This is a genomic window from Streptomyces sp. NPDC054841 (assembly GCF_053611045.1).
In genome coordinates this window covers 14029-33598 of sequence record NZ_JBSGZO010000043.1, presented here as the reverse complement: position 1 = coordinate 33598, position 19570 = coordinate 14029, and the positions used below count along the sequence as shown (strand labels likewise).

Below are 19570 nucleotides of genomic sequence, written 5' to 3'. Positions count from 1 at the left end.
GTGGGGCGCTTCCGGTCATCTCAGAGACGAATCTCCGGACGGTTCAGATCGAGAAGATCCGGGTCCTCCTGCACGAGCTTGCGCTCGAACGCCTCCCAGCCTTCTCGCTCGACGTAATGCGCCTCACGGTCGCCGATGGGGACCAACCACACGAGAGCGACATCCGACCCGTTTTCGATGACGACCGAACCGAAGTCGTCGTCGAAATAGACCGGAATCGCCGCGTAGAGGGCCGTCATGGTACCGCCGGGCGTCAGCGGCATCGGCAGGCGCAGGACGTCCCCGCGCAGTACCGCCTCACCGCCGGCCACCAGGCGCTCCGCGACGTACTCCAGCACGTCCGGGAACGGGCCCGGCTCGTCGTCGGACACGGGCCGGTTGCATCCCAGCAGTTCGAGATGCAGGTGGCGACCCGACGTACGCGACGTCAGAGGCGTCCGGTGCAGGCCGATCGTCGCGTACGACTGAACCCCCTCCAGGGTTCCGCCGGCGAAATACCCGACCTTGGGTGCACCCTCCGGGGCACCTTCGCCCGGCGACCAAGCGCCGAGGAGCCTCCCGAGCCGCGACTCCATGTGGTTGATCAATACAGCCACGACCCGCTAACCGTCCTCTCTGTTTCCCGCACCGCGATTGCATGGAATGCATTCGACGCGGACTCCCCGCTGATAGTCGTCGATGACCTCTTCCCTACTGGTACCCGAAGGGAATTTCCGGTTGGTCCAGGACTCCGGGAAGTGGCCACCGTCCCATTCACCGGCCCGGCCATCGCCGTTGTGCGGGTTTCCGAAGACGACACCGACGCATTTCGGTCCACGCCGCTCACAGAGCTTACCCGCCTGACCATTGCGGGTCGTCACCGTCTGGGCGTCGTCCCACGCGTCCCTCAGCGTACCGACGCGGAAGCCGGCGCGGCTGGTGGTGTGCCCATCGGCGTTGGTACCGGAGACCATGCCGTCGGCATCAGGCGTACCCGGCTGCACCCGGTCTGGGTTGGCCGCGAAGCGTCCGTTGCCGGAACTCCGCCACTGACCGCGCGCGTCCGGCGCCGCCGCAGCCCCGATCGGGCACGCGGCGTCCCCGGAACCACCGTTGTTGTTGTGCACAAGGATGGCCGTGTCGCCTGCCGCCACGTGGTACGTGTGCAGGTCCTCGATGCTCAGGTCGTACGTGACGCGCAGTGCCGTGTACGACTTGACGTTGAGGATCGTCGTCGGTGCACCCGCGTCGCTCTGCAGCTTCTGGCCCGCCTTGAGGTCGCCGGCCTGGGTCCAGGCATTACGGCTGGCCTCGTAGAACTGGTGGTGCTTGGTGGTCTGGATCGTCTTCGGACCGGCCTTCGTGGCGACGACGACGTCGACGTAGTCACGGTCCGTCTTGGTGACGATCACCGCCTTGACCCGGTGCTTCTCCTTCTTCTTCTTGCCGGGCTCGGCAGTCAGGACGTAGTCCCCGACCTTGATCTCGGAGATCGGTTTGGTCATGCCATTGGCCATCAGCACACCGGTCCGACCGGTGAAGCTGTGCGGGGTGCAGCCCTTGCGGCCGAACTTGCTGGCCGCCGCGCCGAAGATACCGCCGACCGCAGCGCCCACCGCCGTGGCCTTGGCCACGCCGCTGACGCTGCAGCCCTCCTCGCTGTTGGCGCAGGAGACGCCATAGCCGACAGCGCTTTCCGCCGCGCCGCCCGCAGCGCCCTGGGCTGCGCCCTGGGCCCCCTTGCCACCAACGCCGGCCATGAGCCGGCCGGCCGCTCCGGCGGCGAAGCCGCCCACGGCGCCACCGACAGCACCGGTGGCCAGGCCCATGCCGACGGATCCGAGGAAGCCTCCGAGCGTCTTCGGGCCGTCGCTCATCATGTAGCCGACGCCGTTGGCCACGGCGCCTGCGAGAGCTCCACAGGCGATCGCACCCGCACCGGCCGTGAGGGCCGTACAGCCCGCAAAGACAGCGACACCGGCAGCGATCGAGGCGATGTCAGCGGCGTGGTGCTTGACCCAGTTGGCACTGGCTTTGGCCGCCTTTTTGACGGCTCTGCCGACCTTTTTGGCTGCCTTGACCACCTTCTTGGCTACGTGTTTGACCGCCTTGGCGACCTTCCGCACGGCCTTCTTGACGTGCTTGACGACCTTGTGGACGTAGCGCTTGACCCGCTTGTACGTGCGTTTGACGTATCTCTTGACCTTGCGGACGCTGTCGCGCACGTACCGCACGGTCTTGCGGACCGCCCGGTAGGCCCTGCGAGCCACCTTCTTGACCGCACGCTTGACCTTCTTGACGGCCTTGCGGACGGCCTTGGCAGCCCGCTTGACGGCCTTCTTGGTCTTCTTCCAGGCCGACTTCGCGACCTTCTTGACCTTCTTGGCGACCTTCTTGACGGCCTTCTTGATGAAGTCGAACCAGTGACCGGTCGGGTCCACACCCGTCATCGGGTTCTGGTTGGCGTACGCGTACCGGTTCGCGTTCACCGACTCCGGCAGCGGGCTGTTGCTCACCGTGTCGCGGCTGTTGAACTGGCCGGTCTGCGGTGAGTACCAACGCGCGGCCATGTTGACCTTGGCCGTCTCCGGGTCGGTCCAGCCGGACTGGTACCCCAGGTTGCCGAGCATGTTGGCCGTCTGGAGGACCTTGCCGAACGGCGAGTACGTGGTCGAGCCGGTCAGCGCCTCACCGGAGTCGGTGAACTGGCCGATCACGTCCATGTGCAGGTCCGTCAAGGCCAGCACCGCCGTCGCGCCCGTCTTCACGCCCAGCAGCGAGCCGTCCGCGTCGCGGCTGTAGGACGAGACACCGTCCGAGGCCACGTCGTTACCGGCGCCGCTGTACTTGAACGAGAACAGCTCACTGCCGGTCTCGTCCTTGGCGTTCAGGACACGGTCCATACCGTCGTACGTGTACGTCCGGTCGCCCTCGCTGATGACACGGTTGAAGGCGTCGGCCTTGACTGCGGTCGAAACACCGCCCTCGTCCGTGACCTGACTCATCGTGCCGCGAGCCGTGTACAGGTACGTGCTTTGCCCGTCCGACGTGAGCCGGTTGCGGGCGTCGTACGTATACGTGTCGCCGCCCACGCGGGTCCGGTTACCGGACGCGTCGTAGCCGTAGACCTCCGTCGCGGTCCCGTTGTTCCAGGACGTCAGACGGTTTGCCCAGTCGTACGTGTACGTGTTCGTGGACGCGCCCACGACACCGCTCGTCGTCTTCGACTTCTCGTTGCCGTTCTCGTCCCAGGTGTAATTGATCTTGGACAGCACCGCACCCGTGGGCGAGGTGAGCTTGTCCTCGGTCAGCTGCTCCAGGGCGTCGTACTGGAAGTTCCGCTTGGACTTCCCGGCGCCGTAGTCGATCGACGTGACCTTGCTGTTGACGTCGTAGTCGTAGGTCATCGCGGAGCCGGTGACCCCGTCGTTGACCGTCTTCAGCCGGCCGGCGGTGTCGTACCCGTAGGTCGACGTGCCGGAGGCGTCCGTCCGCGAGGTCATCGCACCGTCGCCGTTCCAGGCGAAGGAGGAGTTGCCCGACGGGCCGGACGTGGTCAGGAGCTGTCCGCGGTCGTCGTAGGTGAAGGTGTTCTTGTCCTCACCCACACCGGCCACGGCCGTGATCCGGTCATCGGCGTCGTAGTCGTAGGTGTGGTCGGTCGTGGCGACCTCCGCACCCGAGCCGACCTGACGGATCAGACGGCCCTTGACGTCGTACTCGTTGCTGATGACCACGCCGCCCGGGGAGCGCGCCTCCTTGGGCCGCCCGTTGGCGTCGTACACCGTGGTGAAGGTGCGGTCCGCCAGGTCCGGGTGGGCCGGGGTGGACGGTTCGATCAGGGATTCAGGCATCCCCCAGCTGTTGTAGGTGGTGATGAACGGATTGCCGCGGCCGTCGGTGAAGCGCGTCCGGTTGCCCGCCGCGTCGTAACCGAAGGTCGTGGTGATCGACTCGGTCGCCGAGACCGGCTGCACCGCCTTGGTGATCACACCCGTGGCGTCCGTCGTCAGCGTCGTCGTGTGACCGCGGTAGTCGGTCACCGTCACCGGGTTGCCCGCACGGTCGTACGTGGAGCTCATCGTGCGCAGCGTCGCTCCGGTCGCGTCCAGGTCGCTGGTGGAGACCAGCTGGCCGAAACCGTCGTACGTGTTCCTGGTGCTGGTGTTGTCCGGGTCCTTCGAGGTGAGGACCTGGCCGTCCATGTCGTACGTGAACGTCGACTTCTGGCCGGCACTGTCCGTGACCTCGGTGGTTTCGCCGATCGCGTTGTACTTGTACGACTCCGCGACACCCGTCGGGCTCACGGTCCGGGACAGCTCGCCGCCCGGAGCGTTGTACTCGTTGATCGCCGTGAACGCCCGCTGTGTCGGCTGCCGCACGATGTCCGTGCTGGTGAGCTCGTTGCCCAGGTAGTCCCAGGTGCTCTCCTGACGCGCCCCGTTGGGCCGCGTCGCCGACAGCTGGTCGCCGTTGGTGTCGTACGTGTACTTCGTCGTACCGCCACCCGACTCCGTGACCGAGGCCAGATCGCCGAGCTGCGTGTACGTGTACGTGGTGCGGTTGCCCAGCGGGTCGACCTCCGCCGTGACCTGGCCGAGCTTGTTGTACTCGTTCCAGGCCATGGCCGTGATCGGGGTACCGCCCGGCGGGGTGTAGTTCGGCATTGTCGTCGAGGACTCCTGGCCCTCGGCGTCGTAGGCCGTGACCGAGACATTGCCGAGCGGGTCGGACACCTCAGTGGTCTCACCGAACGTGTTGTAGCCGGTCATCGAGACAGGACGGACGGAGACCGCGGTCCCGCCGTTCTGCTCCGCGTTCACGGCGGGCTCGGTGACCGTGGTCTGCTGAGCAGCCTCGTCGTATCCGTAGTCCGTCGTGCTGCCGTTCGGGTCGGTCATCGACAGCGGCAGACCACGCTGGTCCAGCTTCCACGTGGTGGAGCGGACAGAACTGCCCGCCGCCGGAAGCGTCCCACCGTTCACCGCGGACACCTGCGACGCGCTCAGCGCCTCGCCGTAGACCTGCACGTCCGCGATGCCACCCGGCCAGAAGCCGTCGTATGCGCCCGCGTACTTGACTCGCCCGATCTGCAGCTTGCCGTTCGCCGACCAGACCGACGTACGGTCGTCGGTGCCCTGCAGGGCGCCGTTGACGTACAGCGAGATCTTGCCGGTCGACTGGTCGTAGACGGACGTCAGATGGGTCCACTGGCCGGTCACCGGGGCAGCGGTGGAGTACACCAGCTGGTCCCCGAGCACACCCGAGGCGTCGTCACGGGTCGGGAAGCGGATGGCCCACTTGTTCGCCGACTGGACATAGCCCAGGTAGAAGCCCGAGTGGTAGGTGCCGTCCTGGCCGACCGCCGTGTAGTTGGACGCGGTCGAGTTGAGCTTGACCCACGCCGAGACGGTGAAGCTGCCGCCGGTGTCCACCGCGGAGCCGTCCGTAGTGCCATAGGCGTTCGCCGTCCCGTTGAAGACCGCCGAACCGCCCTTCTCGGTGGAGCGGGTGACCGCGCTGCCGAGAGTGACCTTGCGGTTGCCGCCCGAGGAGTCGTTGGCCGTCAGGCCGCTGGTCTCGTCGAGCTTCCAGCGTGCCACCGGAGCGGTGGTGCCGTCGTGCACGGTCGTGCCCGTGACGTTGCCAAGGTTGTCGTACGTCGTGTCCGACGTGCTGACGTCACCGGTCGCCGGGTCGGTCTCCGTCTCCGAAACGGCGTTGTCGTCCGGGTCGTAGGAGACCTTCGTGGTGCGGTTCACACCGGTCGGGTCCATCACGGACGACGTGACGCGGTCGGCCGCGTCCACCGCGAACGTTGACGTGGTCTGGCCGTCGTTGGTCACCTGCTTGATCAGGTTCCCGGCCATGTCGTACTCGTTGGACTGCTCGGTGAACTGCTTGCCGTTCGCCGGGTCCTTGCGCACCACACTCGCCGACAGACCGTCGTCGGTGTAGGTGTACGCCGTCACCCAGCCCATCGCGTCGGTGATCGACGCGAGCCGGCCGGCCGGGTCATAGGCCCGGGACTCCTGGACCAGCGTCGTCGGCGGCGACGGGTTGTGCGGGTCGCCGGTGTAGTTCAGCAGGTTGGTGGTGAGTGGACGGCCTTCGGCGTCGAAGGTGTAGGTGTTGACGGTCCCCGCGGGGTCGGTCTCCTTGACCTTGTTGCCGTAGACGTCGTACTCGAACGACGTGGTGTCGCCGCCCGGGTCCGTCCTCGTCGCCACGCGGTTGTACGCGTCGTACGTCATCGACGTGACGCGCGAGGCGTCACCGCCGGTGAGGTCCGCGACGGTCTGCGACGTGACGTTGCCGTCTGCGTCGAAGAGCGTGGTCGACTTGGCCTGGTGCACCGCACCCGTCACGCGGTTGGTGACCGCGGGGCCGGTCTCGGTGGCGACCTGGTCGTTCTTGTCGTAGGTGAAGGTGGTGGTCAGCCCGCTGGGCTGGGCGTCCGATATCTCGGTCTCGGTGATCTTCCGGCCGAGCGCGTCGTACGTGTACTTCACCTTGGCGCCATTGGCGTCGGTGATCTCGGCGGGGTCACCGTTGGCGAAGTAGACGTTCTTGGTCGTCTTGCCGCCCGGCGTGGTCACCGTGTCCACCAGACCGGCCGGCGCCTTCGCCGTGCCGCCCTCCGCCGCCGGGGTGGCGGCGGTGGTGTAGGTGGTGGAGGCGGTCCGGCCGTTCGGATGACCGGCCACCGGCGGGGTGGTCACCGAGAGGAGGTTGCCGCCCGCGTCATAGCTGTAGCTGGTCAGATACGTGTTGTCCGTCGGACCCGAGGACCGGGCGTCCCGCTCGGTGAGGAGCAGGTCGTTCCGGGGGTCCATGGGCGGGAACGCCGTGGTCGCGTCCGGGTAGTACGTGTAGTAGTCCGTGGCGCACTTTCCGGCTGCGGTGTCCTGGCAGTCGGTCTGGGAAACCGTGTTGCCGCGGATGTCGTGGCCGGTGATGCTGCGGTTGCCGTTGGCGTCGGTCACGGTGTGCTGGAAGCCCGCCGTGTCGTAGCCGTACGTCGTCCGCTTGCCGTTGGTGTCGATCGCGGCCAGCAGACGGTTGCCCATCTCCGCGTCGTACACGTACTTCAGCGTCTTGTTGGTCGGGTCGGTCAGCGTGACCGTGCGCACCGGTGCGACTCCGGAGGACGCCTTGTACGCCGACCAGTGCTGCTCGACGTCTTCGGCGGCCAGCGGGTGACCGTACGCCGCGACCTCGGCGATGGAGCCGTTGAAGAAGCTCACGTCACCGGGAGAGCTGTACCAGAACTTGCCGAAGCCAGCGCCGATGAAGGTGCGGGTGTTGGACTGGTCCTTGGCGGCGCCGCTGTAGTCGGCCTGCTTGACGCCGTCGACGTACAGGGTCTGGGTCGCGCCCGAGGCCGACAGGACCGCGTGGTGCCACGTGTTGTCGTTGACGGTGGCCGTGGACCCGAAGGCGGTGCTGCCGGAGCCCGAGACGCTCCACCAGTGACCGTGCAGCTTTCCGTCGGCACCCACGTACAGCAGCGGGTTCCACGAGCCGGTCGGCGTGGCGCCGGTCGGCAGCTGCGACTGGTCGGAAAGGATCACACCGGGCGAACTGGTCTTGAACCACAGCTCGACGGCGCGCTCTCCCGATCCGTGCCACGGGTTGAACGGGATCTCGGCGTACGACGACGTCCCGTTGAACTGCGCCGCCGTCACATCGCCCGCGCCGAACGGACCCGCCACACCCTGCGTGACGGTGTTGTACGTACCGAAGCCGGTGTTCAGCTCGTTGGCCGCCTGCGGTGCGCCGAGGGTGTCGTCCAGGCGCCAGTAGCCGCCCGGAGCGGAGCCCATCACGGCCGACCGGTACACCTGCGAGGAGCCGGTGACGGTGGCCGGGTTGAGCTTCCAGGTGCCGCCGTCGCCGTCCGTGGCCTGCAGGACCAGGTCGTCGGTGGTGCCGTAGACGACCGAGGACTGGGTCTTCAGGCCCGGTGTGGTGATCTTGTTGAGCAGGCCCGCGGACCGCTTGGCGGCCTGGTACTGCGCGGTGATCACCGACGGGTCGAGCGGCTCGGAGTAGATGGCGACCTCGGCCATCTGGCCCGTGTAGTGCCCGAGCTGGTCGTTCGGGTTCATCGACGGCCAGCCGTCGGTGTTCACACCGGCGCCGAGCGAGATGTAGGGCTGCACCCAGTCGTTGATCGCGCCGGGGAGGTTGCCCTGGGAGACACCGTCGAGGTACAGGGTCTGGCTGTTGGCCACACCCGTGAGGACGGCGTTGTGCCACTGGCCGTCGGTGACGGTGGCGCCGGACGTGATCGTCGACATGCAGCCGGGCGACATGGCCAGGCAGCCGCGCAGCTTGCCGTCCATGCCCACGTACACCGCGGGGGTGTTCTTCGTCGTGTTGGCGACCGGGTTGGGGTCGCTCAGCGGCTTGTCGCCGTAGTAGAAGAGGACACCGCCGGCCGTGGTCGTCTTGAACCACAGGGACACCGTCATGTACGACGGCGTGGCACCGGGGGCACTCGGCATCTCGACGTACGAAGTGGTGCCGTTGAAGGTTGCCGTCTTCTGCGTGGAACCGGCGAGGACGGACGAGCTGCCCAGGGTCACATTGCGGTACGTGCCGTTGTACTTGCCCTGGTTGGTGTCGACCGTGTCCTTGGCGACGGTGCCGGACGTCTCACCGAGCCGCCAGTACGCGAACGGGTCGGCATCCAGCACCGTGGTGCGGTAGTGGTTGCCGGTGGCGTACGTGTACGTCGTGCACTTGGTCGGGTCGCCGGGCGGGCAGACCGAGGTGAGCTGGTCGCCCGAGTAGCCGTACTGCCAGAGCTGCTCCGTGGTCGTGTCACCCGGGGTGGCCGGGTCGGTCTTGACCGTCGAGACGTGGTAGGTGCCACCGGTCTGCAGCGCCCAGGCGAAGGTCAGGGACCGCTTGGACGTGTCGTTGGTGATCTTCGACAGCCGCTTGTTCGTGTCGTAGGTGAACGTCTCCGTGCGGCCCGCGTAGTCCTTGATGCTGGATATCGCATACGTGCCGGCCTTCGCGGTCGCCTGCTTGAAGGCGTACTCCGTGAAGTCCTTGTCCGTCATCGCGTATCCGCCGGTCACGGCCTGGAGCCGGGCGTACCGGCCGAGCGGGGGCACGAAGGTGCCGTCGGTGTTGCGGCCGAAGGCGACCTGCTCACCGCCCGGGTAGGTGATCACGACGCTGGTGACCGTGCCCGCGCCGTCCTTGACCTCGGCGGCCTTCATGTCGACGACCGTCGACCAGCCGGCTCCGAAGGCACTGTCGACGCGCGGGTCGAGGCTGTTGTAGGAGCGGTCGATCTCCAGCGAGGGGCCGACCACCTCCACGTCGGCGTCGGTGTCCTCGGTGGTGTAGTTGCCGTCGCTCGGGTCGAACTCGTGGCCGTCGGTGTTCATGGCCAGGCCCGAGGTGACCGGCGGCTGCGGCACGGCGGTGGTGAAGCGGCTGGAGTACGTCACTTCCTCGTAGCCGTCGCTGACGGCCACGTACCACAGGTAGTTCTTGCTCCACTTCAGCTTGCCGGCCGGGATCTTCCAGTTGCTCTTGCTCAGAGCACCGGAGGTGGCGACCGGAGTGGTGCTCCCGCTGTCGGCGTCGTACACCTCGTAGGTGTACGTCAGCGCCGTCTGCGGCCACTTGTCGGCGTCGCTCGCGTAGACGAGCAGCTCGGGCTGGAGGGTGTTGGCCTGGAAGTTCTCCGGCGGGTACTGGGCGTTGACCTGCGGCTTGGTGTTCGGCGCGTAGGTCAGGTCCAGCGACGGGCGCCAGCCCGCGGTCGCCGAGTTGTCCGAGTGGAACTTCTTCCAGTGCAGCCCGTCCGAGGTCGGCGCGGTGATCGCGAGACCGTAGTTGGCACCGCCGGTGGCGACCTGGGTGAACCAGCTCGTGCCGAGCGTGACCGGCATCTTCACACCGACGTCGGTACCGCCGTCGGTGTTGGTGCAGGAGGCGCCGGGCGCGGGCGTGGCCGAGCCGATGGCCGCTCCGTACGTGGGTCCGGGGTAGGTGGTCACGCCGGTCGGGGTCCAGGACTGGGTCACCGGGTGGACCGAGAAGTCCTGCGCGGTGCAGGTCGCGGACCAGAGCGCCCAGACGTTGAGGGTCGCCGCGGAGACCTTCTGCCCGGCGAGCGTGGTGCCGAGCGAGGAGAACTGCAGGAAGGAGTTCGCCTTGTTGGTGCCCGAGTCGTACGAACCGATCTTGATCTGGTTCTCGGTGGAGTGGTCACCGGAGATCGTGTTCTGCGTGTACGTCGAGTTGCTCGCCACGATGGTCGGGTCGACGGTGACCGGGTAGACCCGCTCGGGGGCGTCCAGCCACTCCCGGTCGGCGGTCAGCCGCAGCGCCGGCTCGCCGTCCACGGTGATCAGCTCGTAGCTGACGGCCCTGGACTGCGCGGCGTCGCCGGAGCGCCGGTCGATCTTCGAGTCCTCCATGTAGGCATGGGGGATGTTGGCGGTCACCTTGCCGTCGGCGTCGGTGAACTCCACGTCGCCGTCGGCCGCGACGCGGGGCGTGAGGCCCTTGACGTCGAGCGGGAAGACCCAGGAGTTGGCGGCGTCCTTGCTGTGCAGGACGACGTTCTCCTTGAGGCCCTCGGCGAGCGGCACGAGCTGCACATCGGTCTCGGGCAGCACACCGGGGTAGGTGACGGTGCCGTCGGCGGCCACGGTGGGCGTCGCCTTCGCGGAGCCGCGGAGCGCGTACGCGAGGCTACGGCCGTCGCCGAAGTCGACGGAGACGAGTTGCTGGTCGGCGGCGTTCGGGGCGAACTCGACATCGAGCGAGTTGGCGCGCTCCTGGAGTCTGCCGTCCTTGTCCTTGACCAGCTCGGTGTCGATCGGCTTCCACGCGCCGTCGTCACCCTTGAAGTTGGTCCGGCCGGAATAGTGCCGGATGGTGGTGGATCCGTCGGCGTTGACGTAGTAGTCCGACGTCGCCGTGGACTTCTTGGCGTCCCGCTTGCTGGTCCCGGCGTCGAAGCTCTTCGCCGTGCCGGAGGCCTTGCCGGTCGTGGACGTACTGGTCCGGTCCTCGACGCGCTTGTACTCGTCGAGCTCCCCCTTGCCCTTTCCGGGCTTACGGCCGGAGCCGCCGTCGGCGCTGGTGGCGTCGGAGGAGGCGACGTGACTCTTGCCCCTCGCGGTGCCGTTCTGCTGGTCGGGGGTGTCGAGCGGGGACTTGTTGGCCCATTCCCACAGGCCGGAAAGGGACAGTTCGGGCATGCTCAGCGCCGGCAGCGTGGCCCCCGTGGCCGCGGCTGTCTCCGTGGTGAGCATGAAGGAGAAGGAAACAAGGACGGATAGAGCCGTAGCCCTCGCTCTGCGTCTGCCGGTACGACCCGGCGGGAACAAGCGAGGGCTGCGGACCCAGCGAACGCGCATGGGCGAGCCTTTACTTATACGAAGCTTACAAAAGCTTCGTGAGCCTGCCCGAAGACCGCACAAGAGTTCCACTCAAGATCGGCCTCTTTAGCGGATCTTTACCTTCCGAATGGAACCCGATGCTTGCTTGTCATGATTCGGATGCTTTGACGGCCTGTCTGATGACGTCCGCCACCGACGACTTGAGCCCGTCACCCTGCTTCGCCACCGTGAGATTCCCGCTCTTCCCGGCAGCCGTTCCGGAGCCGGCAGCCGCGCCCGGCGCTCCGTCGACCACGACGAAGCGCACCTTGGGGTGCTGCTTCGCCCCGGCCGTGGTGACCTCCACCTGAGGCGCGCCGACCGCCAGCACGACATCGCACTGACGCTGGACGAGGCTGTTGAAGAACGGACGGGCGTTCTCCGCCGACTGCGGCCCCATGACCGGCACATAGTTGACGCGGGCCCGGGTCTCCAGGGAGGCCTGCTGCATGCCCTCCCACACCGGTGCGGCAGGCGTACCGGCCGCGATGCCCTTCTCCCCCGTCAGCAGACAGGCGTCGAACTCCTTGTACTGGCGGGCCCTGGGGTCGGGCGGCCCGGACTCCTCACCGCCGGCGAACAGCCAGACGCCGACCAGCCCGAGCACGATGACGGCGGCGCTGCCCGCCGCCCAGGCCGCGCGGCCGCGCAGCAGGCCGGGCGCGGTGGCCAGCCACCGGCCGATGCGCACACCGGCGCCGGAACCGGAGGTCTTCGCAGTGGTACGCCAGGTACGCCGGGTCTTCATGGGGTCTCACCCGCCGGCGGTCTGACGAGCAGGCAGTGGAGCGCGGCGCCGACCGTGGCGAGGCCCAGCAGCAGGAGGTCCGCGGCGAACTGCCAGCCGTGGGTCCGAACCGGGGTGAGCACGGCCTGCAGCAGCCAGCCGACGGTGGCGGCGGTGAAGACGACCACGGCGACCCAGTCGGCGCGGGTGCCCCGGCGGGCTGCGATGACGTACGAAGGAACCGCGCCCAGCATCCCGAGGCTCACCACCGGCACCGCCGCCAGCAGGACCCTGGGGAACAATCCGGGCACGGCTCCGCTCGTCGGTTGAACCGCACTCACGGCGGCGACGTCGGGCTTCACGATCGGCTACCTCTCGGGGAGCGTGCGCACGCATGGCTCGCACACGTACACGACAGACGGGAAGCCGTACGGTACATCCCGTTCCGGATGCCGTCCGCCCCGGGGCGCCCGGACCCGTACGTCAGAGCCGGTGCCGCACCCACACATTGGGCTCGACGTACGCGGCGTACCCGTGCCCGACGGAGCAGTGCACCGGGACCAGTGCGCCGGGCACGATCACCGGGCCGTCCGTGTCGAAGGGCAGGCCGGTCCAGGTGCGCCACTGGGCGAGCGAACCGGAGACCGTCATGGAGGCCGGGGCGACCGCCTCGATCGTGGCGCCCGCGCGGACATGCACGCGCAGCCACGGGTCGTGCGGAAGGCCGTCCTCCGCGCGGGTACGGAAGGCGTACTCGGCCATCGGAGCCTCCGGCTCAAGGTTCTTGGCGCTCGGCCGGACCGGGGCGACGAGCTCCTTGAAACCGCGTGCGCGGGCGTTGTCCCGCATCGCTGCGACCATCCGCGCGGAGATCCCGCGGCCCAGCATGCCCGACGTCACGGTGATCTCGATCGCGCTCACGGTGTCCGGAGTCCGGCCGTGCCGCAGGTCGTGGAAGGCCCACAGCAGCACCTGGTCCCAGCCGGTGTCGGGCAGTCCCCGCCGCCCGTCCACGTCCAGCACGAACGGAACGCTGAACGCCCGGGCCACGACGGCGCCTTCGGGGTCGGTCGCGACCAGGACGTACTCGGGCAGCTCGGCGACGATACGGCCCATGTTCGCCCAGCCCACGGGGTCGTTCAGGATGAACTCCGGCCAGGTGTCGGGCATCCGCCACATGGGATCCCGCAGTTCGGGGCGCTCGGCGAGGGTGGTGATCGTGAGTTCCGGGGTACGTTCCGCGTCCATCGGCGCAGGGTAACGCGGGCCTCCCGGGCCCGGAACCGGATTTGTCCCTGTCCATACTGGCACCCGCACCGGACCGATTGCTTCCGACATTCCAGGAGGAGCCATGGGCGAACTGCCCACCACAGGAAAGAGCAGATTCAAGAGGATCGCCGAAGTGGGACCGTTCTGCGCGGACCGCGTACAGGCCATCGAGGACACCTTCCATCGGGCGATCGACCCGGCCGTCGGCGCCTTCGACTTCGGGAACGTACGGAAGGCGGCGGACGCCCTTCCCGACACCTCCCTCGTCAAGATCATCCCGGCGTTCGGCCTCCAGGAGACGACGCCGGTCTCCGTCATGGTTCTGTCGCTCAAGGAATCCGTGCGCCAGGCCCTCTCGCAGCCGTTCTCCAACCCGGCCTTCTGGGACAGGGCCGAGCAGGCGCTCACCCGTGCCTTCACCGGCCTGGACGGGCAGCAGGGCGCGCCGCACTTCGCCTTCCGCGAGGAGCGCGGGGACGGCAGCACCAGCTACTACTACAACCTGCTGTTCGCGCTGCAGGACGAGGAGACCGAGGGCCATCTGTACGCCATGGCCTTCTGCATCGATGTGACCTTCGCGCTGGACAGGTCGAGGACCGGATCGCTGACCGTCGAGGACACCGCTCCCTACGCGATCCGGCTCAACGCGATGACCGTGCGCCAGGACGTGCGGTCCGCGGCCTGAGGTTCCCCGCCTGAGCCGCTGCGCCCCGCACGGGGCCGGCCTCGCTCCGGGCACTGTTGGCCGGTCCGTCCACCGGCAACAGGTCGAGCGGCGCCCACTCCCCTTTCGCGTCCCGTCTCATTCGCGCTGGACGGTCACCTCCAGCGCCTTGTCCCGTACATCGGCGGCCGGGTGCCGCCGCAGCGAGCGCAGCGCGGCCCGCCACTGATCGGGCCAGCCGAGCCGACAGCCGAAGGTCTCCACCAGTCCGGCGGCGAGCAGCCCCGCGGCCGGCTCTCCCGTGGCCGCGAGCTCTTCGGCGGCGGCCAGCAGGGTCGCCGGGTCCCTAGGTGCCCGCCCGCCCGCGTTCCACGGCAACCGGGACGCCGTCGCGGCCGCCAGCACGGACCGGTCGCGTGAAGCCTCTGCCAGCGCTCGCAACCGCTCGGTGAGGTCCGGCAGTTCGGCATCCAGCTCCACGAGCCGGCGGAGCAGATCGATACGGTCGGCGGCGAGAGAGGGCTCGTCCGCCAGCTGCGCGGCGGCGGCCTCCAGGACCGGCCGCGCCTCGTCCCCGGGCCGTGGGGGCAGCGCCCCCAGCAGCGCCGCCACCCGTTGCCGGGCCGGAAGATCGCGGTCCGCGAGTGCCTCGTACTCCCCCGCCCCCACGGCCGCGAGCAGTCCGGCCAACGTTTCGTGGAACAGGCTTCCGGAGGCCGCTCCCCCCAGGGGGTGCGGCAGCCCCGAGGCAGCCAGTTCGCCGACCGCCTGGGCGGCAGTCCGCCAGCCGGCCCGCCTGTCGAGGTCGGTGACGATACGGGACACCGCGCCCGCCGACTCGGGCGCGTACCCCGCCCAGCGGGGCAGCGCCCGCAGCCCGGCCTCCGCCACTTCCGTGTCCGTGGCCCGGCACACCTCGCCCACCAGCCGCGCGTACCTGGGCCGGTGTGCTTCCGGGAGGGCCCAGGGTTCGGCCCGTACCAGCGACTGAAGCACCTGCGGGGCCCCGCTCGTGGCCTCGGAGAGCACCGCCCACGTCCCCTCCTCGGAGAGCAGCTCGGTGGAGAAGGCGACGACGGCGGCCTGCACGTCCGGGTGCGCGTCCGGCGCGCGGTACGCGGCGGCCAGCAGCGCGGCGGCCCGTCGCGGTGGCAGATGCCGGGCCGCCAGCCGGACGGCCTCCTTGCGGCTGGTCACCTTCACGCCCTGCTTTGCCGACAGCAACGCTTCGAGCTGTCCCGCCAGTTCGGCCGGCGTGGCAAAGCGTGCGGCCCTGGTCGCCGCGTACACCGCGACCCGGGCGCGGTCGCTCCCGGCGTGGTCGAGCAGCGTCCGGAGGGCGTCCTGCGGACGCTCCGTCCACGCCAGCGCGCCGAGCGCGGCTTCGGCGAGCACCACGTCCGGCGAGCCGGCGTACTCCAGCGCCAGCGCCTGCCCGTGCACCCGCAGCGGAGCGGCCGCCCTGATGGCGGCGGCCCGTTCATAGGCGGGCAGGGACGCGTCGGCGGCCGCGGCGGCGGCGAGGGCGCCCACTGCCGCCTGCTGCCGGGGCAGCCACCGGTCGGCGTACGCGCACACGGGCAGCGGCCTGCGGGTGCCGGGCCTGAGGAAGCGCCCGTACGGCGCGGTCTCGCCGATCAAGGTGTCCAGCAGGTCGGTACGGCCCGCCGTCAGGATCTGCTGGACAGGTGGCAGAACGGCCGCCGACGGTTCGAGCGCGAGGATCCGGGCCACCCGCTCACCGCGGGTCGAGGGGGCGTCCAGCCAGAGCCGGGCCGCCGTCGTGAACGCGGCGTCGGCCCCGGTCTTCAGAGCCTCCTCCAGCATCTCCTGGAGTCCGGGCATGCGGTGGGCCCGCTTGCCGAGCGCCTGGGCGAGTGCGAAGAGCAGACGGTGGTCGGCCTTGTGCCCGGCCGCCTCCAGCCAGGGACGCAGGGTCTCGAAGACCTGGTGCTCCTGGCCGCGCCGCAGGATGCGGTGGAGCGGACCGAGATCGGCGACGCCCGTGTGCACCACGATCCGCTCCAGCGCGCGCAACGCCCACTCCAGGAGCGCGGGTTCGCCGTCCACCGCGTGCTCGCGCAGCATCGCGACGGCCAGTCGGCGCACGGCGTCCCTGGTGCGGTACGAGCTGTCGCGGGCCTCCAGTGCGTCCAGCACGATCCGGTCGAGCTGCTCGGCACTCCCGGCGGTGAAAAGGTCCGGGCGCACGTCGGCGAGGGCTTCGAGGGCCGCGACACGGACCGGGTCCTGCTCGTTGCGCAGCTGCTGCATGAGGACGAGCAGGTCCTGCACCGCGGCCCGGTCGCCGGAGCGTCCCGCATTGGCGACCAGCAGCGGCCAGACCACTGCCCGGTCGCCGGCGTCGGGCCGCCGGAGCGCGGCGAGCAGTTCCGGCCGCGCCTCGGCGACGGGGCCGTACGCGAGCACGTCCAGGACGTCGGCCCAGAACCATTCCACCGCGTGGCCCCGGGACACCCAGCGGCGGACCTCGGCCCACCGGCGTTCGCGCGGCAGCAGATCCAGGTCGGGCAGATGGCTCTCGAGCTCGATGCCGCCCGTCGCCGCGTCGTAGAAGTCGCTCCGGCGGCTCGGCGGCATCGCCTTGAGCAGGGCGGCGAAGTGGCCTGTGTGCCGGAACCACTGACGGCCGAGCTCGGGCAGGGACGGCGGGTCGGCCCGGACGAGCCGCCGCAGCACGGACGGTGAGGGCACCGGCTCGTGACGCTGCTCCTCCCGGTCCGGGGAGATCAGCCAGCGGACGGTGCGCTCGGCGTCGGCGGTGACGAGGGCGCCCAGCTGGTCGCGCAGCGGCCACGGCAGCGCGCCGGGACCGTGGCACTCCAGGAGCGCGAGGACACGTTCCGGCCGGACCGCGGTGACGGCGGCGACTGCGTGTGCATGCCGCTGCCACCAGTCCGTACGCAGGTGCCGTGGCTGACCGGCGAGGTCCCGTTCCGCATGGTCGAGGACCGGATCGGGGTGGCGGCGGGCGAGGCGCGTCCAGGTGCCGACGGCGTGCGCGAGTCCGGGCAGCGTCCTCGCCACGAACTCCGCCGAACACGCCGGCAGCAGCCTGGCCGCCTCGGCATCCCCCCACTCCTCGCGCAGCCGCACGACCAAGCGCTCGGCGAGCGCGATGCGCCGGGCGGCCGTCACGGCGCGGGCGAGCCTCTGCCGGGTAACCGAGGAGGCGTTGTCGTACGCCGCCTCGATCGCCGCGTCCGGGATCGGCAGTGTGCGGACGGCCCGCAGCGCGTAGCCGCTCACCACGTGGTCCCGGTCGCCCAGGCGGTCGGCCAGGAAGTCCGTCCGCCGCCCGACGAGCGCGGCCAGGGCCGCCAGCCGGCGCTCGTACGGCCCGAGCCCGTCCAGCTCGGCCAGCACGGAGGGCAGCTCACCGCTGTGGGCCAGCGCCTGGGCGGTGCGGGCGAGGTGCCGCAGACGGCGGGCGTGGGGAAGGGGCTCGATGGCGGCGAGCAGGTGTTCGACGGTGCGCGGCATGACGGCGATTCTGCCGTGTGGCGTCACCACCGGCGGCAACGCATTTCCCGCCGACGCCTGGTACGAGGCGACCCCAGGTGCCCGGCGCGCCGCGCCGGTACCGGTCGGCCTTAGCCGCCGCACTGACGCAGCATCATCCGCTTGTCCGCGGCGGTCACCGGCATCGCGTACTTCACCGCCACCTGCGCGAAGCGGACCGCGTAGGCGCAGCGGATCCGTGTGTCCGGCGGGAGCCAGGAGGCCGGCCCGGAGTCCCCCTTCGCCGAGTTGGCACGGCCCTCGACCGGAATCAGATTGAGCGCGTCGTTCGCCAGTTGCTCACGTTTGCTCTCCGGCCAGCGGGAGGAGCCCATCTGCCAGCTGTACGACAGCGGCACCATGTGGTCTATCTGGACCTCGGCGGCCTTCTGCTTGCGCCACTCGATGGTCCGGCCCGTGTACGGGTCGTCCAGGGTCAACTCGACGACGACGCAGTCGGAGCCGGAGCGGTACCGCAGGTCCCGGCCGTCGCGGGCGAGCAGATCGTTCCGGGTTATCTGCAGCTCCTTCATCGATGCGATGCACATGAGGCACAGCCGTAACCCATTCCTGTCCCTCGCCGTTATCGGTCATGCCGTGAGGCACATGAGCGACATCGGAGACAGGAAGCAGATCCATGACGTTATGCACAGAGAAGGCCATCTCGCCCACCACCGGCGAGACCACCTGGCTCCTGGTCGACGAGGAAACGTACGCACCTCACCCCGAAGCCCGTGAGTTCTCCCTGTATCTGCGCGGAGCCGGGCGATCACCGCAGACACAGCGCGCGTACATCCCCAGAATCGGCCGCTTCCTCAATTGGTGCGCAGAGCGGGGCACCGACTGGAGAACCGTCCGGCTCGGGGACATGAGTCTGTTCAAGTTCCACATCGAACGGACACCGACCCAGTACGGACGGCCTCCGTCCGGCAAGACCGTCAACGCCACGCTCACGGCGGTGTGTGAGTTCCTCCGCTACTGCGCCGTCCAGGGGCACGTGGATCACGAAGTCGCCGCCCGTCTCAGCGAGCCGCGCTTCCTCGCCCACGCCCCGGCCGGCTTCGATCCCGGCGAAGGCGGCCAGCACCTGATGGTCAAAGCCCGCGTCCTGAAGGCGCCGGAGATCGAGCGGGCACCACAGACGCTCACCGGCGTCCAGACGGAGCAGGTCATCGACGCCGCTCGCACTGCGCGTGACCGGCTGCTGCTGACCGTCCTGGTGGAAGCGGGCCTTCGCATCGGCGAAGCCCTTGGACTGCGGCGTGAGGACATGCATCTACTCCCCGACTCCACGCACTTGGGCTGCCGAACCGGTGGCGCGCACCTGCACGTCAGGCCCCGTCAGGACAACGTCAACGGGGCGCGGGCCAAGGCCGGGCGCCCTCGCATGGTCCCACTCACACCGGAAGTGGTGCACCGATACCGCGATCATCTCGCCGAGCGTGAACAGGTAGTCGGCGCCGCCGACTGTGACTACGTCTTCCTCAACCTCGTCGGCGTCCACGCGGGGCGTCCGCTCTCGTACTCCAATACCAAGCAGGTGATCGAACGGATCGGAAGGCGCTGTGGTCTGACCGCCCGGCCACACATGATGCGGCACACAGCCGCCACCCGCTGGATCCGCAACGGGGTCGCCCCGGACGTCGTGCAGACCCTCCTAGGGCACGTCTCCTCGGCGAGTACGGCCGTGTACCTGCACGCCCAGGACGAGGATCTCCGCGCAGCCGTCGCGGCCGTCGAAAGTCTCGCGCCGGAGCTACTGCGATGACCATTGCGCTCCTCCGCTCCGCTGCCGTTTCTTCCGTCCCCGGCGTTCCGGAGTGGCCGTCATGGCTCGCGGCACGACTCCCCTCGGGCTGGCGCACAGATGAATGGGATCCCGTTCAGGCACTGTTCACTGCCGATCCCCGCAACCCGACGACCAGCGTGTTCGTCTGCTCCGTGGTCGCCTGTGCCACTCATGTCGCGAGCAACGGATCCCGTTGCGACGCC

Annotated in this window: 8 protein-coding genes and 1 pseudogene; 2 read left to right on the top strand and 7 right to left on the bottom strand. The window is 69.3% G+C overall.

The window, feature by feature from the left end; translation table 11 throughout:
- Window positions 1-20 precede the first annotated feature (20 nt).
- From ACWGI8_RS09385 to ACWGI8_RS09365, 5 genes are all read right to left on the bottom strand, one after another.
- Window positions 21-575: a suppressor of fused domain protein gene (locus ACWGI8_RS09385; protein ID WP_453659528.1), complete on the bottom strand. Its 555-nt coding sequence runs from the start codon at window positions 573-575 to the stop codon at window positions 21-23.
- Between the two features lie 27 nt (window positions 576-602).
- Entirely contained in the window at window positions 603-11270 is a 10668-nt protein-coding gene (locus ACWGI8_RS09380; RefSeq protein ID WP_453659527.1) for a LamG-like jellyroll fold domain-containing protein, read from the bottom strand.
- Between the two features lie 235 nt (window positions 11271-11505).
- Entirely contained in the window at window positions 11506-12144 is a 639-nt protein-coding gene (locus tag ACWGI8_RS09375; RefSeq protein WP_453659526.1) for a BMP family ABC transporter substrate-binding protein, read from the bottom strand.
- On the bottom strand, window positions 12141-12434 hold the full coding sequence (locus ACWGI8_RS09370; protein ID WP_453659525.1) for a hypothetical protein: 294 nt from the start codon (window positions 12432-12434) through the stop codon (window positions 12141-12143). The genes ACWGI8_RS09375 and ACWGI8_RS09370 overlap by 4 nt, the downstream gene beginning before the upstream one ends.
- A 172-nt stretch (window positions 12435-12606) precedes the next feature.
- Window positions 12607-13371, bottom strand: coding sequence for an N-acetyltransferase (locus ACWGI8_RS09365; protein ID WP_453659524.1), 765 nt, complete (start codon window positions 13369-13371; stop codon window positions 12607-12609).
- 103 nt (window positions 13372-13474) lie between these two features.
- On the opposite strand from ACWGI8_RS09365, the gene ACWGI8_RS09360 reads away from it, so the two are divergent.
- Window positions 13475-14077 (top strand): Type-2Aa cytolytic delta-endotoxin, encoded by a 603-nt coding sequence (locus ACWGI8_RS09360; RefSeq protein WP_453659523.1) that lies wholly within the window; start codon window positions 13475-13477, stop codon window positions 14075-14077.
- 117 nt (window positions 14078-14194) lie between these two features.
- Here ACWGI8_RS09360 and ACWGI8_RS09355 read toward each other — a convergent pair whose 3' ends face one another.
- Window positions 14195-17560 carry a hypothetical protein gene (locus ACWGI8_RS09355; protein ID WP_453659522.1) on the bottom strand — a complete coding sequence of 1122 codons (3366 nt, stop codon included), beginning with the start codon at window positions 17558-17560 and terminating at the stop codon, window positions 14195-14197.
- Between the two features lie 110 nt (window positions 17561-17670).
- Window positions 17671-18093, bottom strand: a pseudogene (locus ACWGI8_RS09350) (HNH endonuclease family protein); the annotation flags it as partial.
- A gap of 122 nt (window positions 18094-18215) precedes the next feature.
- Between ACWGI8_RS09350 and ACWGI8_RS09345 the strand changes: the two are divergent.
- Window positions 18216-19346: a tyrosine-type recombinase/integrase gene (locus ACWGI8_RS09345; RefSeq protein ID WP_453659521.1), complete on the top strand. Its 1131-nt coding sequence runs from the start codon at window positions 18216-18218 to the stop codon at window positions 19344-19346.
- Window positions 19347-19570: the final 224 nt, after the last annotated feature.

Bases quoted from the DNA above. Each gene is read 5' to 3' on its own strand.
- ACWGI8_RS09385 (WP_453659528.1), bottom strand. From the start codon at position 575: ATGGAGTCGCGGCTCGGGAGGCTCCTCGGCGCTTGGTCGCCGGGCGAA.
- ACWGI8_RS09380 (WP_453659527.1), bottom strand. From the start codon at position 11,270: ATGCTCACCACGGAGACAGCCGCGGCCACGGGGGCCACGCTGCCGGCG.
- ACWGI8_RS09375 (WP_453659526.1), bottom strand. From the start codon at position 12,144: ATGAAGACCCGGCGTACCTGGCGTACCACTGCGAAGACCTCCGGTTCC.
- ACWGI8_RS09365 (WP_453659524.1), bottom strand. From the start codon at position 13,371: ATGGACGCGGAACGTACCCCGGAACTCACGATCACCACCCTCGCCGAG.
- ACWGI8_RS09360 (WP_453659523.1), top strand. From the start codon at position 13,475: ATGGGCGAACTGCCCACCACAGGAAAGAGCAGATTCAAGAGGATCGCC.
- ACWGI8_RS09355 (WP_453659522.1), bottom strand. From the start codon at position 17,560: ATGCCGCGCACCGTCGAACACCTGCTCGCCGCCATCGAGCCCCTTCCC.
- ACWGI8_RS09345 (WP_453659521.1), top strand. From the start codon at position 18,216: ATGACGTTATGCACAGAGAAGGCCATCTCGCCCACCACCGGCGAGACC.